Source organism: Paenibacillus sp. yr247 (assembly GCF_900103825.1).
Lineage (GTDB): Bacteria > Bacillota > Bacilli > Paenibacillales > NBRC-103111 > Paenibacillus_E.
In genome coordinates, this window is the sequence record NZ_FNIF01000002.1 from 725,590 (window position 1) to 741,028 (window position 15,439).

Sequence of the window (15,439 nt, forward strand, 5' to 3'; positions counted from 1 at the left end):
CTTAGTGACCCACCTTCCCCATCAGATAAACAACTGTGAAGATAAATACCCAGACTAAGTCGATAAAGTGCCAATACAAAGCCGCTACATAAAACTTAGGTGCAGTAACAACTGTAAGGCCTTTTTTCAATCCTTGGAGAATCAACAAGGTAATCCAGCAAACACCGAATGCTACGTGAGCTCCGTGAAACCCAACTAAGGTATAGAACGAAGTTGAGAAAGCACTTGTCGTGAACTTGTGACCTTCGTGCACATATGCAACAAACTCAGTAATTTCAAGTCCTAAGAAGGTAAGGCCGAACAAAACAGTGACAACAAGCCATCCAAGCAATTGACCAAGCTTTTGTTTGTGCATCGCAATAATCGCGAATACGCTAGTCAAGCTTGATGTTAAGAGGATAAAAGTGGACCAACCTACCGTTTTGAGATCGAAAAGTTCATCCGCTGTAGGGCCATCTGGAACCGAGTTTCGAAGAGCGATGTAAGTTGCGAATAAACAACCGAACAATACAACCTCGGCACCAAGGAATAGCCAGAATCCGAGGACCTTATTTTTCCCTTCGAGGGTAGCCGTTTCCGGATTAGCAGGCAGTGCGCCCGTATGATGAGTACTCATGCCTTTACCCCCTTGTCATCTTCAAGTTCTTCGGGTTCAATATGCCAACCATGATCATCGTATACCGAACGTAAAAACATCGCAATAAATGTAACTACAATTCCCGCGGCTGCCACATAGTAGTTTCTGTACATAAAACCAAAACCGGCAATGAACAAACCAACAGACATGACAAGCGGCAATATGGATGAGGAAGGCATATGGATCGAACCAACCGGTTCTGCCGGAGTCATCACTTTATTACCAGCCATTTTTTCTCTCCAAAGTGCATCTAATCCGCGAACAAGCGGTGTTTGTTTAAAGTTATATTCAGGTGCAGGAGAAGGAATCGACCACTCCAATGTACGACCATCCCATGGATCTGCCGGAGCCGTAACTGGTTTTCTTGCTGTAGCAATGATGTTGATTATGAATACCAACATACCGATACCCATGAAGAAAGCACCTACAGTTGAAACCATGTTACCTACTTCAAGTTCATGTCCTGGTTGGTACGTAAAGACACGTCGCGGCATTCCCATTAGTCCCAAGAAATGCTGCGGGAAGAATGTCAGATGGAAACCAATGAAGAATAACCAGAAATGCAGTTTACCCAATCCTTCATTTAACATACGACCAAACATTTTAGGCCACCAGTAGTAAAGGCCTGCGAACAATCCAAGGACTAGACCACCAACGATAACATAGTGAAAGTGAGCGACTACGAAATACGTATCATGATACTGGAAATCTGCAGCTGGAATCGCAAGCATAACCCCAGTTGTTCCACCCATTACGAAAGTCGGAATAAAAGCTGTTGCGAAAATATTCGCTGTTGTGAAACGAATTTGTCCGCCCCACAGCGTAAACAACCAGTTAAAGATTTTCACACCTGTAGGAACAGCAATAGCCATTGTTGCAATCGCGAAGATGGAGTTGGCAACAGGACCTAAACCTGATGTAAACATATGGTGGACCCAAACCATGAAGCCTAGGAAACCAATTAAAACCGTCGCAAATACCATGGAGCTGTAACCGAAAAGACGTTTTTTCGAGAAAGTCGAAACGATCTCAGAAATAATACCGAAAGCTGGAAGAATTAAAATATAAACTTCGGGATGCCCGAAAATCCAGAATAAATGCTCCCATAATACGTTGTTACCGCCTCTGGCTGCATCGAAAAATGCACCGCCAAAGACACGGTCAAACATCAGTTCAACAAGGGCAACCGTAATCGCAGGGAATGCAAGTACGATCAAACCAGAAGTAATGAAAGCGGCCCATGTGAACATCGGCAAACGCATATACGTAAGTCCTGGCGCACGCATGTTGATAATCGTAACTAGGAAGTTAATCCCCCCGATAAGTGTACCAATACCGGCAATTTGTAACCCTAGTACATAGAAGTCAGTACCTTGAATGTTGTTTTGGAGTGTTTGTCCCCAACCGGTGTCTGTTATCGAGGATAATGGAGCGTATCCTGTCCAACCAGCATCAGGTGCACCACCCAAGAACCAACTTGTGTTCATCAGTACGCCGCCCGCGAAGAACAGCCAGAAACCAAGTGAGTTAACGAATGGGAACGCAACGTCCCTTGCACCAATTTGTAGAGGAACGATGGCATTCATGAATGCGAAGATAACCGGCATCGCCGCAAAGAAAATCATCGTTGTTCCGTGCATCGTTGTTAATTGGTTAAATGTATCGCCGATAAAAATGTGTTGGTCGGGATAAGCGAGTTGAATCCGAATCAATATGGCTTCAAGTCCTCCTACAAGGAAGAACAAGCCGCCCGCTAATAAATACAGGATACCGATTTTCTTATGATCGACTGTTGTAAGCCAATCCATCAGACCGGTATGTTTTTTTACTGGATGAGAATGAGCCAACGTATTAACCTCCTTTACCTGAGAAGTTTATTTCAAGGTTTGTAAGTACTGAACAATATCATTAATTTGAGAATCACTAAGCTTCCCGCCTGCTGCTTGACCGAAAGCCGGCATTTTGTTTCCTGGTTTTTGATCCTGCGGGTTATGTATCCACAACGCCATTTTCTCAGGAGTGTGTTCGAGAATCCCTGCGAGCGTACTGCGATCTGCGAAACCTTTGAGGTTAGGAGCAACACCAGGACCGTTCGCATTGACAGCGTGACAAGACATACAATTTTCTTTGAAAAGCTCTTCACCCTTCTGCGCAGTTGCCGGCACAGTAACTGGTGCTTTCATTTTTGCTACCCATGCATTGAAATCGGCTTCGGACTTAGAATTTACAGTGAAATTCATTAAGGCGTGTGAAGCTCCGCACAGCTCTGTACATCTACCTTGGAACGTAGCGATTTCATCAGCTTGAAGATAAAGCGTATTATGGATACCTGGGTTCGTGTCCACTTTACCACCTAGAGATGGTACCCAGAAGGCATGAGATACGTCAGCCGAAACAAGATCGAAGGCGATAATTTTATCCTTAGGAACAACTAGCTCTTGAGCTGTAGCAATACCTAGATCTGGATATTCAAACTGCCACCAGAATTGATGTGCAGTAACTTTGACATGCACTGCGGCTTTATCCTTAGTGTAATTCGTTGAATGCTTGAACGTGTAGGATACCGTTGGTACCGCAAGTACTAACAGTAAGAGGATCGGAACAACCGTCCAGATAATCTCAAGCACATGGCTTCCTTCGACTTGTTTAGGTATGCTGTTATCGCCATCACGTTTGCGAAAGCGAATTAAAACATACACATAAATTGCAAATACGACAATTACGACAAAAACCATGATAAAGAGACTTAATTTCATTAAATAAAGCTGCTCTGTTGCCACTGGACCTTTTGGCACTAAAGCAGACAAGGTTGGGTCTCCACACCCGGTTAGCAAGAACGTCATTACCGCTAAAAGGGGTAGCAGACGCCATAACTTTTTCAATCGACTCATTGTATCAACCCCACTTTTAAAACATTATTTTTACCACGAAGGCCATGCCCATGTCAATTCACTTTATTAACTATAAATTCGTGAAAAGTTTTTGTCAATCGTTGGAGAGCAGTTCACAAATTGTTCTTAAACCGCTCTGTAGCGATATATTTCCCTCCATGGTTATTTCCATACTCCCACCTCTTTATGCATGAAAGCCTATCTTTGAGAAGACGAATAAAAGGACAGAAAAATCCCATGCTATAGACATTACAATGTATATGGGAGGTCTCTTTTGATGCTCAGGAAGTTAGGTTTTCCGATTTGTGGAATGATATTCCTCCTGCTGACATTATCCGGTTGTGCAGAGAAGGGAAGAGAATATGGGAAAAGTCCCGACCACACGAATTTTGGCGCCCCTGTCGAAAAAACAGAGGAAACCGAAAGAGCTTATCAAACCCAACAGCTCTATGGTCCTGTTACGCACAACAATTCAAAGCTGGAATACAGCCAATTTCTTTCTAATCAGCTGAATGCACTGAATGGTGTGAATACAGCCATCGTGATGACGACGGATCAGAATGCTTACGTTGCTTTAATGATTGACAGCAGTGCTGTTGGCACGAAAGGAACAACAAAAGAAACAAACAATCAAGGGACCAGTAAAGGCTTTTACAACGATAATGCCCCATTCAATGATTATATGCCATCAAATGATCTGAACAATGGCTTTAATAGTTATGAAACGGCTGTTCATCACGATCTGCTTTCTCATCGATTCAAACAAACCATTGCAGAGAAAGTTCGTCTGCTGCAGCCAAATGTTATGGATGTATACATCTCAGCAAATCGCGATTTCCTTAATAAAATGAACAATTATGCCCAAGAAAGTTGGAAAGGTCATTCACTCATGCCGTTATTGACCGATTTCAATCAAACGGTCGCACACGTCTTCGGTACTGCCCAAGCGCTGCCCGATGATCAAACTAGGTAAAATGCAGCAGTTATCACCGAATTACTTCTATATATAAAGTAGTTATTTACTGCATGTGAGCCGGCTCCTGTTTTCATTTGTCTAGCATTCCTGTACAATGAGGGAATCGTCTTACACAAGGGGAAACTTTGGTCATGACCAAAGATCCCTATAATAGTAGGAAAAAAGGGAGCTGGCCAATTACCCATGTCAAATGGATTTGCCTCATTAGGAATTAGAGAAAGTCTTGTTCAAGTCTTACAAGCTGGAGGCGTCGTCGAACCGACCCCCATTCAACGGGAAGCGATTCCTGTTCTATTAAAAGGTACGGATGTTATCGCACAAGCTCAAACAGGTACAGGTAAAACCCTTGCCTTTGTACTTCCTATATTAGAAACAATCGATGTAGAAAGCCCAGATGTCCAAGCATTAATCCTAACACCAACACGTGAGTTAGCTATTCAAATTAGCAACGAGCTGAAAATCCTTGTCCCTATAACAGGAGCAAAGGTTTTAGCAGCTTATGGCGGGCAAGATGTAGAAAAGCAGCTTAGAAAGCTGCAAGGGAACATACATATAGTAGTAGGAACACCGGGAAGATTGCTCGATCACCTTCGCCGGGGTTCTATTAACTTCTATAAATTGAAAATACTCGTATTAGATGAGGCCGATCAAATGCTGCATATGGGTTTCCTTCATGAAGTGAAGGATATCATTGCGCAAACATCTCCTTATCGTCAAACTCTACTCTTCTCAGCAACAATGCCTGAGCAAGTACGGGGATTATCCAAAGCTTATATGAAAGAAGCTAAAGAAATTAAAATTCAAAGTAAACAAGTTACTTTGACGGAAATTGAACAAGTCCTCGTTCCAACAACGGATCGCGAGAAACAAGATGCTTTGATTGCAGCTATTAAACAATATAAACCTTACCTCGCGATGATTTTCTGCCGGACAAAAGCCAGAGCAATTGCTTTGAATGAGGTTTTGCAGGAAATCGGCCTTATGTCCGACGAGCTTCACGGTGATTTATCCCAAGCAAAGCGCGAGCAAGTCATGAAGCGATTCAGAGAAGGCCGAATCGAGCTACTGGTAGCAACGGACATCGCTGCACGCGGTTTAGATGTTGAAGGTGTTACACATATCTTCAATTATGATGTGCCGCAAGATGCAGAGAGCTACATCCATCGTATTGGCCGAACGGGCCGTGCTGGGGAAACCGGTGTAGCGGTGACTTTCGCGACACAACGAGATATGCTTACGATCGAGTTAATTGAAAAAGGAATTAAGATGTCTTTAAGAGGTCCAGAACAACAACAAAGACGCGTTCGTTCCAGCTCTGAGGAAACCTTCGATACGGATGGCAAAGGTTCGGCGCGCAGAAGCGGCGGCCAATCACGCGGGGGCCGTAATGAAAGAAGCGGCGTTTCGTCTGAACAACGTGGTGGCCGCGGAAGATCTGGCGCACGCAGCGAAGTTAAACGAGCGGACAAAGCCAACGTCCAGTATGGCAGTACTAGAGGTTCGTCCTCGAGAGGCGATAAATTTGGTTCGCGCAGCGATGCACCAAGAGGTCAGCGTTCAGGCCCACGTCCTGCGAAAGTCAATTCAGAGCGTAATCCGAATACATGGGGGCGTGCTGAGAGCAAAGAACCCACAACCACAAACGCAGGACCAGGTCGCAGTGACAACATGAACGCGGCTAAAGCACGCGTCACTGGTGCATGGGGTCGTGGAGATGCGGCGGAACGCGAACCACGCGCAGCAGGCCGCGGTGAAGCTAAGGACCGCAGACGTTCTGCTCCTCACGGCGATAAATCTTACTCGCCTTATAACAAGTACGCCGGCACGGGGCGTGACGATGCAGCAAACGCGTCACGCACGATTCGCGGCGGCAAAGGCCGCGGCGATAGCGCTGAGCGTGGGGCACGCGGTGGAGCACCGCGCGGCGACAGCTTTGGTGCACGCGGCACGGCGCCTCGTGCTGATAGACCGGGCGCGACTCGCGGCGGCCAGGCTCGTGGACGCGGCGACAGCGCGGAGCGCGGGGTGCGTGGTGGAGCACCGCGCGGCGATAGCTTTGGAGCACGAGGCGCTTCGCCTCGTGGTGAAAGATCTAGCTCGCCTCGCGGCGGGCAAGCTGGCGGATCCCGCGGCAGTGCTCCTCGCGGTGGTGGCCGTGGCGGAAAACGCTAGTCAAAAAAGCGTTTTCCCGGTAAGACTTTACCGAATAACCCGAACGTTGTAAAATAATAATACGGCTGTAAATGATCCTACTAGACAAAAATCGTTTCATACCGTTGCACGCACGTAGGATTTACCCCCCACAATTCACTTTAAGGAGGTATGTTCCATGTACGCATTAAAGGACAAAGAAATGATTTTTGTATTCACCGGTCCTCACGGTGCTGGTCGTAAGACGGTCGCGGAAATGTCAGGCTCCACTTTGGGCATGAAGCAGGTTATCTCTTATACCACCAGACCTCCGAAAGCTACCGAAGAAGATGGTCAAGATTATCACTTTATCTCTCCTGCTCAGTTTGTTCAAGCACAAGCTGGCGGTGAATTTATTGAGGTTAGTACAGTTAATGACCATTTGTATGGCATCAAAAGTGCAGATATTGAACACATGTTCGGGCTCAGCGGCAGTATTTATTTAATCTTGAATCGCTTTGGCGCCGAGACCCTCAAAAAAATTTATGGGGATCACGTTGTCCTTATCTTCATTCATGCCGGGCGGGATAAACTTGAACAACGGATGAAAGAAAGTGGAGACTCCGAAGATATCATTTCGAAGTATCTCTCTTATTACGAGGAAGAATTAGCTTTCCGTGACCAATGTGACCATGTATTTGAGAATGTTGATTTGGCCCACACGGTGTTTGATTTAACCAAAACGTTGGATCAGTACTTGAATCGTAATTTAGTTGATTTAGACTAAGCGGCAATAAATGCCTATAACAGGCCTGGACGGAACTTCGTCCGGGTCTTTTCACGTAACCGATCACGTCTATGACGTTTATATGAAGGAGTTGTCCGATTTGAAAATTGTATCGATAGAGCCTACACCCAGCCCAAACTCGATGAAGCTCAATATGGATGAATCGCTTCCGGCGGGTGTGCGAAAAACCTACACGAAAGAAAACAGCACAACAGCCCCGGAGGCCATTGGGCAAATCCTCGCTGTCCAGGGCGTGATTAGTGTGTTCCACGCAGCAGATTTCATTGCCTTAGACCGAACCTCTAAAGGGGACTGGCAGTTTATACTGGCCAGAGCCCGTGAGATTTTCGGCGAAGTGCAGCCATCTGCTGACAGGAGCCTGCCGCCAGAGCAGCCCCCGGCTGAAGCGGCATTCGGTGAGGCACAAGTCCTCGTGCAGATGTTCCGTGGCATCCCGCTCCAGGTGAGGGTGCGCGCTGGCACAGAAGAAGTGCGCGCGGCTATGCCTGAGCGCTTCACGCAAGCGGCGGTCCGTGCAGGTACGGCATCGCCGAACCTGATTAAGGAGCGGAAGCTCGAGGAGCTCGGCGTACGCTACGGCGAGCTGAAGGACATCGCGGGCGAAGTTGTCCAGGAGCTGGACGCTTCTTACGACGACGCCCGCATTGAAAGCTTGGTCTCCCTCGCGATGCGGGAAACCTCGGATGCCCCTGCTGCGGAGGAATCCGCAGAGGCTCAAGACGTCGACGCAGCCCGTGCGCAGCTGCGCCACAGCGACTGGAAGCTGCGCTACGCCGCGCTTCAGAAAATTCAGCCGTCGCTGGAGACGCTGCCGCTTCTCGTCCATGCCTTGCAGGACGAGAACACGTCGATCCGGCGACTGGCGACCGTGTACCTTGGGGATATCAAGGAACCCGAGGTACTGCCCTTCCTGTATCGTGCCCTCGAGGACGATACGCCTTCTGTTCGTCGGACCGCAGGCGATACGCTGTCCGATATCGGGGACCCTGCCGCCATTCCCGCCATGGCGAAAGCGCTTAAAGACCGTAACAAACTAGTCCGCTGGCGCGCGGCGCGTTTCTTGTACGAAGTGGGTAACAACACCGTGCTGAGTGACCTACACAAAGCTGTAGATGACCCCGAGTTCGAGGTGCGCATGCAGGTGAAAATCGCCCTCGAGCGTATTGAAGGTGGTCATGCAGCCGAAGGCTCCGTTTGGCAGCAAATGACGCGCAGGAATGAATAGATGCTTTCACATATAAAAGCACGAATGCAATCCAAATTTGGATTACATCCGTGCTTTTTTGCATCTCTACTTAACGCTCAAACTGCTTAAAATACACAATTCGATCCAGGATTGTTGGATGCGAGCCGCGGAACCACTGAACCAAATTCGGCTGTGTGACGGGACTGAGGTTTTCTTTGGCAATTCGTTGAAAAGCACGGATAGCAGCGTTACCGTCTCCAGTCATTTTCATCGCATAGGCATCTGCACGGTGCTCTATCACTCTCGAAAATACATTTTGTGCCGGCGCCGAGGCAAAACTCATGATCGTTACAATAAGCAGCAAGATCGGCAGAGCAGCTAAGTCATTCTCCCCTCGGATGCCCCAAAGGGAACCCCAACGTCTTATAAAAAAGCGATAAGCATGAAAAGCAAGCCAACAACCAATAAAGCTAAGCGCAATCCCGTAGGCTATCCCCAGATAAATATGCCGCTCTACGTAATGCCCCATTTCATGAGCCATTACAGTTAAAATCTCATCGGGCTGCAGTTTTTTCAGCATCGTATCCCATAGAACGATACGGGCATTACCTCCGATGCCATTCACATAAGCATTAATCGTTTGAGTCCTCTCCGACATATTGACCTCGTATACTTGATCCGCAGGAATGTGAGATTGGGCCGCAAGCTGGAGAATTTGTGCTTTTAGCTTTTGATCCTGAAGTGGCTGGAAATCATTATATAGAGGGTCCAGCACAACAGGTTGAATGAAAGTGACGAACAAAATTAGGGGGATGGATACCAGCCAGAACCAGAGCCACCAACGGCCAGGACTCCGTTTCAGTACCCACCTGAATATCCACACCATAACAATTGTCCCTAAAACGTTAATGAGAAAATCTTTCGCATGATCACCCCAAAATAGGGCTAATGTCTCCGTAGATAACCCAAAGGCTTGATCGACTTTGAACAAAAAATAGTCAACCGGAAGAAAGAGCACGTCCATAAGCAGTGTAAACAAAAGTACAAAAGCAACCATCTGTAGGAAGGATGCTCGGAATAACCTCTCAGCTATACTGCGAAACCTTACAGCAACGCCTAGCAAAGTCAACATCAACCCCATTTGAAGCGGAGAACTTAGGAAATAGGCTAATGATCGTATCCGAGATAAGGAATCAGCATTCGCTATTTCTTGTGTGGTCATGAACGTATGCGGATCTGCATTCGTTCCAATAAGTGCATGCGGGATTTGAAATAAATCCCCTTTTAATAGGTAAACGATCATGATCAGCGCATATACACCAAAAACTGCGATAAGCCCCATATACAGACGCTTCATTTCATACCTCCACTACCAACTTCGTCCAAGTTAATCAATAACCAGTCCGGTGTGAAATCCCTAGACAACAGCCATACTTGAGTGAAATGTCCGCACGGCAGCACTAGCTTATGCTTTCTGCCTAGTATGTCTGACATCCCAAACAAGAGGGATACATTGCGAATAAGCAGCATACAAGGGTAATCTTGGGAGTAATCTTTGAATTTCTGTTCTTTGCTTTGAATTCGGTCATTAATGACCTGAAGAAACGTATCCAACACTTCGGCACCAGGCTTAGTAAGTTCAGAACGTGACATCATGAGTCTTGCTTCCTCAGTATCGTAGAACAGATGGGTTACTTCAAGCCCTACCCGATTGTTTCTTGCATCCTCAAGCAGCGCATCCGGCTTCTCCTGCTGCTGAACCATCCGTAGGGTAACCTTGTTGTTCACATTATATAACTCCAGAAAGATATCAATGGCGACTTGTTCCAATGCCTTTTTCTCATCCTCGTGTTTATTCATAAGTTCCCCTCATGTCCATTAGGGTCTTTTGCTTTCCATATTACCCTATTCTATGAGCTTATGCGTCACGAGGTTATGCCTCAAGCATAACCCGTCTACCTAGACTATGCGACTTGGTTATCATTGTATGTACACTAGCTGGATCATTTTCACTGTTGCATAAATCTTACACTTTTTCCAATCCGTATATAACATGTTATGTAATTTACCGTAAACCTTGGATTCATTATTGCTTTTCCCAGTTCTCCATGTTGTAATGAAAAGATAGTCGAAATCGAAAGTGAGTGCGGCATGAAAAAAATAATTTGTAGTTTTTTAGTGTTATTCTCTATCGTTTACTTGTTATTAGCTGCGCCAACCTCACCTGCCCTCGAACAGGTTTCACCTATACCCATCATTGAACCGCATCTAGATGCTTCTGCAAAACCAACGACTACGCCTACAACATCGGTTCAACCCAATAAAGAGCATCATTACCAGCTGCAAAATGTACCTGCTCTTTCGCAGCTGCCCGAGCTGCCAAACGGGTGTGAGGCAGTGGCTGCCACGATGCTGCTTAATTGGGCCGGGCTTCCTGTCACCAAAGAAGAAGTCGCCGATGCACTCCCCAGAGGAGATCTGCCCTATGTGAATGACGATGGTGCATTTATTGGCAGTAATCCCAAAGATGTATTTGTTGGGGACCCTTATGAGATCGGTTATGGCATTTATCATAAGCCGGTTGCGGTCATGTTGAATCAACTTCTACCCGGACGAATTAAAGATATATCTGGCTCATCTTTTGAGGACTTGCTTACGACGATTACTTTAGGAAAACCAACGATGGTCTGGGCAACCGAGCATATGGATACACCTTATATCGAATTGGAATGGCAGGATGAAGAGGGGCAGCTAGTCGAGTGGTATCAACCTGAACATGCCTTACTCCTAACAGGCTGGGACGACGATTTCGCTTATATGAACGACCCCATGACAGGAAAGCAAGAATCCTATGGTCTAGCGGATTTCAAAAAAGTATGGGAACTAATGGGATCTCAAGCGATTACTTTGAATTAAAAAAGCATGAACGGGCTCAACCTTACTGAGCCCGTTCATGCTTTTTATAGTGGATCCAACTGCACAGCAGCTTGTTTGCCGCTAAGCTGTATGCCTGTATGCTTACGTCCATGCAAGCTCAAATCCTTTACCAGCGTTTCAAGCAATTCTTTCGCCTTGCCGCCTTCTTTGCCCGAAATCTTTACAACCAGCAGCACAGCATCACCACCATGCAGGATGCGCTCCGCCTGCTGACGCTTCGTCTCCAGGTCGTGATCTTCGATCTGCGGCGTTAAGCGAAGCTCCTTGACCTTTGGCGCATGCTCTCGCTTGCGGGCCTGCTGTTTTTCCTGTAATGCTTCTTGCTTCGCCAGGCCAGCACCAATGAGCTTACACGGAGGCGGACTACTCATGAGCGAAGTGCAGATTAAGTCCACCTTCAGCTGTTTTGCAAGTAACAGTGCTTCCTTCGTGGATATGACGCCCAGATCTTCGCCATGCAGACCCGTGACATGAACCTCAGATGCTTTGATTTTCTCATTCTTAATCATTGTGATTACACCTAATCTTTCGCTATAATGAACCCATCTACATTCAAGAGGTTGTTTAAGGAGATGTCTACCCTATTATGAATAATAAACAATTAGAAGAGCAAATGATTGAAAATTACAAGCGCGAGGAGCATATGATGATCCTCGTTTTCGCACAATGGTGTATCAACCATGATTTGGATCCCGCTGAGCTCTATCATCGCGCATATCCAGATCAACCTAATAATGCAGCGCTGCAGCAAGCCCTTGAACTAACGGTTCCCAAAGAGGAGGCCGGTGAGGTACCAGATGACACTCTATTTGGCGTGCTGTCACTGTTCGGCAACGAGGAGCTCGCCTTCATCGTGACGCAGGAAATAGAGAAGCGTCCTAGAGATAAACGTTAACCCCAATAAGAAATACGGTCGGACTTACCTCTTTCTCAAGCTAGCTTAAAAGTTTCCGCCAGCAATTCAATCGTTCGCAATCTCGTCTCGAAGCGGTAACCGCCGGTCACGACCATGACTTCATCGACTCGGTAGCTTTCGGCCAGATTTAGCAGCTGCTCCCTTACTTGATTCGGATCACCAATAATCATACGGGATCGATTATCTCTTAATCGGGTATAGTCCCAATCTGAGTACACATATTCAGCCGCTTCTTCGGGCGATTTCACTCCTGTGAATTCGCCTTTTTCCATTTGCAGGATGCGCAAATCAATCGAAACCGCAAGCCCCTCCGCTTCGGCCTGCGTCTCGGCGCACAGCACATAGATGCAAACCGTCGCCTGCGGCACGACATTCAGCGCGGACGGTCGGAACGAGCTGCGGTAGCTGCGCACCGCATGCTGTCCTCCCGCTCCGTTAATGAAGTGCGCGAAGCAGAACGCTGCGCCTGCTTGCGAGGCGTACACCCCGCTCTGCCCGGTGGAACCGAGCAGCCACACCTGGGGCACTCCATCCACCAAAGGGGTGGCGCGAATGCCCTCGAACACATGCCCGGGTTCCACCGAGTCGGTGAGGAACCCGAGCAGATCCGTGACTTGCGCCGGGAACCGCTCAAGTCCTTCAAACATATCTGCGTTAACGCCTCGCAGCGCTTTGGCCGTATGCGGCGTGCCGCCGGGCGCACGCCCGATCCCGAGGTCGATGCGCCCGGGATAGAGCGCCTCGAGCATGCGGAAATTTTCAGCTACTTTGTAGGGGCTGTAATGCGGCAGCAAGACGCCGCCGGAGCCGAGCCGAATACGGCTCGTGCGAGCAGCCAGTGTCGAGAGGAGCACCTCCGGCGAGGAGCCGGCAAGACCAGTCGCGTTATGATGCTCCGACACCCAGAATCGGGTGTAACCGAGGCGATCCGCCGCTTGAGCCAGCCCAATCGTTTGCTGTAAGGCTTCGCTATGCGTAAACCCGGACGAGACCGGTGACTGATCAAGTATACTTAACTTCAGCATATTCATCCCTACTTTCTAGTCATCTGCCAATGATTTTGATTATACAGCTTCCCACCAACAAAAGAAAAAGGACAAGCCGATAACGGCAGTGTCCCGAATCCTTAATCTCATGTAAATGACGAATTCTAGTGCTTTTATTGGATAACCGTTATCGTTATTTTAATTCCGCAATCAGACGATCCACTTCACCTGAAGGTGTATTTAACGCTTCATATACTCTAACAATGACATTACTTTGAATTTGGTCTGTAGTCAGATTGTTAAAGGTTAACGTCTGCTTCCCATTTACTAAACGGTCAGTACCTGTGAAAGGGAATGTCTTGGAACCTAGGATGCTTCCGGAAGGATCCACTAGCTCAAACTTCAACTTAGAGAAGTTGTTGTCAACCAACACTTGTGGATCACGAATGAGATCCATAAATAACTGCAATTTATAGGTATAATTAATTGCAATTGTCTGTCCGGGGGACGTAATCTGCGCCAAGTAATAATCTTTAATATTGACAGTGTATGGAAATAGGGAGATTTTATGTCTGTCATCTTGCCCTTGTGCTGTTACCTGATAGGAGGCAATCGTTGATTTGAAGGTCGGCGTCGTTTCTCCGCTAGCCTCACCATTGATTACGTTTTGCACTTTCATCGTGAATGTATCGCTAGTTTCAGCTACAGGTAAAACAAAGGCATAGCTAACAACCGTCGATGTTCCAGGGGCAATAGACTTCGGCACGTTACTTTGTCTGGATCCCGTATAGTCAAAGCCTGTTGGACTCGATAACATCGTTTGGAATGTTGGGACAGGCATTTCACTTAATCCCTTATTCGTCAAAGTAAACTTGGCAAAAGCCAGCTTACTTCCTTGATCTTGGTTATCTGCAATATGAAGCTCCACCAATGCAACGTCCAGATCCTGATTAATGACTTCGTTCCATTTTTCGAAAGCAATCGGAGACCCATAGGTATAGCTGCCCACTGCGGTCTTCGCGCTAGGCAAGCCTACATTCAGTTTACCAATATGGAAAGCCGTGGTCTTCACGTTGCCTGTCGCATCGGCTTGTGTAAAGCTTTCCGATGTCAGAACATTAACACTGTCTAGTACGGTATCCATATCCGCCCGTATAGCAAAATGCACATACTTGCTCTCACCTGCATCAAGCTTCACAGAGTCTGCTTCAACCTGTTTGCCGGTATATACATTTGTTTTGGATTTCCCATCCAATTCCAGCATTGGAACCGTTTCAGTTTGGTCGCTCGGGTTGGATACCAAGAGCTTCACGATATACACAACGCCATCAGTGCTATTACTTTTCGTAATATCCACCGTTTTATATTGCAGCGGTGATTCCAGTGTCGGTATGGTGAAGATTTCCCCCCACTTCTTCATAAGCGATACGTCTTTAAACTCTCCATGATTGCCATTCCATACCGCTCCGTCTAATGGAGTCGTAAGCAATGTTGTCTCCTGTTTCGGATACACATCGTAATTGACATCTACAAGCGAGAGATTGCTCAAATTCACTTCTGTTTGTCGGTTAACTACTTTCAAATAAGTCAACTCGACTTCAGAATCGGGCTGCACACCACGTGCATTACTATTGCTTGCACGTAAACTATAAACAATACCATCTGTTGTTGTTACTCTAAGCTCATAATCGGGAATACGCAGCGTTTGACTGCTAGTGTTATTTATTCGAATGACAGCGCCGAGACGCACGCCACTGGCTGTTTTCTCATTATAAACACCCTCCACCGTCACTTGAAGGTTATCGGTTATCGGATAAACTATAGCTGCACTTGCTGGAACAGCTGCAGCAACTGCCCCTTCTCCCTCAGCTGCCAGCGCGGGAAGTCCCGACATCAGCAGCGAGGAAGACAAGACGAGCGTCATCGCTACTTGTTTGAAATGAATTCTCATCGTTTATTTCCTCCTAAGAGT

The 15,439-nt window shown here is 47.0% G+C and carries 14 protein-coding genes; 6 read left to right on the forward strand and 8 right to left on the reverse strand.

What is annotated here, in order from left to right; genetic code table 11:
* Position 1: 1 nt before the first annotated feature.
* The 3 genes from BLT91_RS08135 to coxB are packed head-to-tail and all read right to left on the reverse strand — an operon-like array spanning position 2 to position 3,528.
* A complete protein-coding gene (locus tag BLT91_RS08135) occupies positions 2–616 on the reverse strand; it encodes a cytochrome (ubi)quinol oxidase subunit III (RefSeq protein ID WP_090819225.1) in 615 nt (204 codons plus the stop codon).
* A complete protein-coding gene (gene ctaD, locus BLT91_RS08140) occupies positions 613–2,484 on the reverse strand; it encodes a cytochrome c oxidase subunit I (protein ID WP_090819228.1) in 1,872 nt (623 codons plus the stop codon). Before ctaD ends, BLT91_RS08135 begins: the two co-directional genes overlap by 4 nt.
* A 27-nt stretch (positions 2,485–2,511) precedes the next feature.
* Positions 2,512–3,528, reverse strand: a complete 1,017-nt coding sequence (gene coxB / locus BLT91_RS08145; protein ID WP_090819231.1) for a cytochrome c oxidase subunit II — start codon at positions 3,526–3,528, stop codon at positions 2,512–2,514.
* Positions 3,529–3,805: 277 nt separating this feature from the next.
* Between coxB and BLT91_RS08150 the strand changes: the two genes are divergently transcribed.
* The 4 genes from BLT91_RS08150 to BLT91_RS08165 all read left to right on the forward strand — a co-directional run bounded on the left by BLT91_RS08150 (position 3,806) and on the right by BLT91_RS08165 (position 8,667).
* Positions 3,806–4,501, forward strand: a complete 696-nt coding sequence (locus tag BLT91_RS08150) for a YhcN/YlaJ family sporulation lipoprotein (protein ID WP_090819234.1) — start codon at positions 3,806–3,808, stop codon at positions 4,499–4,501.
* A 186-nt stretch (positions 4,502–4,687) separates the two neighbouring features.
* Positions 4,688–6,676: a DEAD/DEAH box helicase gene (locus BLT91_RS33830; protein WP_090819236.1), complete on the forward strand. Its 1,989-nt coding sequence runs from the start codon at positions 4,688–4,690 to the stop codon at positions 6,674–6,676.
* Positions 6,677–6,833: 157 nt separating this feature from the next.
* Positions 6,834–7,421: a guanylate kinase gene (locus tag BLT91_RS08160; protein ID WP_090819239.1), complete on the forward strand. Its 588-nt coding sequence runs from the start codon at positions 6,834–6,836 to the stop codon at positions 7,419–7,421.
* A gap of 100 nt (positions 7,422–7,521) precedes the next feature.
* On the forward strand, positions 7,522–8,667 hold the full coding sequence (locus tag BLT91_RS08165; RefSeq protein ID WP_090819242.1) for a virulence factor: 1,146 nt from the start codon (positions 7,522–7,524) through the stop codon (positions 8,665–8,667).
* Positions 8,668–8,737: 70 nt separating this feature from the next.
* On the opposite strand, the gene BLT91_RS08170 is transcribed toward BLT91_RS08165, so the two are convergent.
* The gene (locus BLT91_RS08170) at positions 8,738–9,985 is read right to left on the reverse strand and encodes a M48 family metallopeptidase (RefSeq protein WP_090819245.1); all 1,248 of its coding nucleotides are present in this window, start codon (positions 9,983–9,985) and stop codon (positions 8,738–8,740) included.
* Positions 9,982–10,488 carry a hypothetical protein gene (locus tag BLT91_RS08175; protein ID WP_090819248.1) on the reverse strand — a complete coding sequence of 169 codons (507 nt, stop codon included), beginning with the start codon at positions 10,486–10,488 and terminating at the stop codon, positions 9,982–9,984. Before BLT91_RS08175 ends, BLT91_RS08170 begins: the two co-directional genes overlap by 4 nt.
* 291 nt (positions 10,489–10,779) lie before the next feature.
* Here BLT91_RS08175 and BLT91_RS08180 point away from each other — a divergent pair, with 291 nt between their 5' ends.
* Complete coding sequence (locus BLT91_RS08180) at positions 10,780–11,544, forward strand: C39 family peptidase (RefSeq protein WP_090819251.1); 765 nt, start codon at positions 10,780–10,782, stop codon at positions 11,542–11,544.
* Positions 11,545–11,588: 44 nt separating this feature from the next.
* On the opposite strand, the gene infC is transcribed toward BLT91_RS08180, so the two are convergent.
* Positions 11,589–12,074 carry a translation initiation factor IF-3 gene (infC, locus tag BLT91_RS08185; RefSeq protein ID WP_090819254.1) on the reverse strand — a complete coding sequence of 162 codons (486 nt, stop codon included), beginning with the start codon at positions 12,072–12,074 and terminating at the stop codon, positions 11,589–11,591.
* A gap of 77 nt (positions 12,075–12,151) precedes the next feature.
* Here infC and BLT91_RS08190 point away from each other — a divergent pair, with 77 nt between their 5' ends.
* A complete protein-coding gene (locus BLT91_RS08190; RefSeq protein WP_090819260.1) occupies positions 12,152–12,460 on the forward strand; it encodes a hypothetical protein in 309 nt (102 codons plus the stop codon).
* A 35-nt stretch (positions 12,461–12,495) separates the two neighbouring features.
* Here the strand turns inward: BLT91_RS08190 and BLT91_RS08195 are convergent, their stop codons facing one another.
* Both BLT91_RS08195 and BLT91_RS08200 read right to left on the reverse strand, forming a co-directional pair.
* Entirely contained in the window at positions 12,496–13,506 is a 1,011-nt protein-coding gene (locus BLT91_RS08195) for an LLM class flavin-dependent oxidoreductase (RefSeq protein ID WP_090819263.1), read from the reverse strand.
* Between the two features lie 154 nt (positions 13,507–13,660).
* On the reverse strand, positions 13,661–15,418 hold the full coding sequence (locus BLT91_RS08200; protein WP_090819266.1) for a hypothetical protein: 1,758 nt from the start codon (positions 15,416–15,418) through the stop codon (positions 13,661–13,663).
* Positions 15,419–15,439: the final 21 nt, after the last annotated feature.

Coding starts and splice junctions, on each gene's coding strand:
- BLT91_RS08200 (WP_090819266.1), bottom strand. CDS start 15,418: ATGAGAATTCATTTCAAACAAGTAGCGATGACGCTCGTCTTGTCTTCC.
- BLT91_RS33830 (WP_090819236.1), top strand. CDS start 4,688: ATGTCAAATGGATTTGCCTCATTAGGAATTAGAGAAAGTCTTGTTCAA.
- BLT91_RS08190 (WP_090819260.1), top strand. CDS start 12,152: ATGAATAATAAACAATTAGAAGAGCAAATGATTGAAAATTACAAGCGC.
- infC (WP_090819254.1), bottom strand. CDS start 12,074: ATGATTAAGAATGAGAAAATCAAAGCATCTGAGGTTCATGTCACGGGT.
- BLT91_RS08135 (WP_090819225.1), bottom strand. CDS start 616: ATGAGTACTCATCATACGGGCGCACTGCCTGCTAATCCGGAAACGGCT.
- BLT91_RS08180 (WP_090819251.1), top strand. CDS start 10,780: ATGAAAAAAATAATTTGTAGTTTTTTAGTGTTATTCTCTATCGTTTAC.
- BLT91_RS08175 (WP_090819248.1), bottom strand. CDS start 10,488: ATGAATAAACACGAGGATGAGAAAAAGGCATTGGAACAAGTCGCCATT.
- BLT91_RS08160 (WP_090819239.1), top strand. CDS start 6,834: ATGTACGCATTAAAGGACAAAGAAATGATTTTTGTATTCACCGGTCCT.
- BLT91_RS08150 (WP_090819234.1), top strand. CDS start 3,806: ATGCTCAGGAAGTTAGGTTTTCCGATTTGTGGAATGATATTCCTCCTG.
- BLT91_RS08195 (WP_090819263.1), bottom strand. CDS start 13,506: ATGCTGAAGTTAAGTATACTTGATCAGTCACCGGTCTCGTCCGGGTTT.
- BLT91_RS08170 (WP_090819245.1), bottom strand. CDS start 9,985: ATGAAGCGTCTGTATATGGGGCTTATCGCAGTTTTTGGTGTATATGCG.
- coxB (WP_090819231.1), bottom strand. CDS start 3,528: ATGAGTCGATTGAAAAAGTTATGGCGTCTGCTACCCCTTTTAGCGGTA.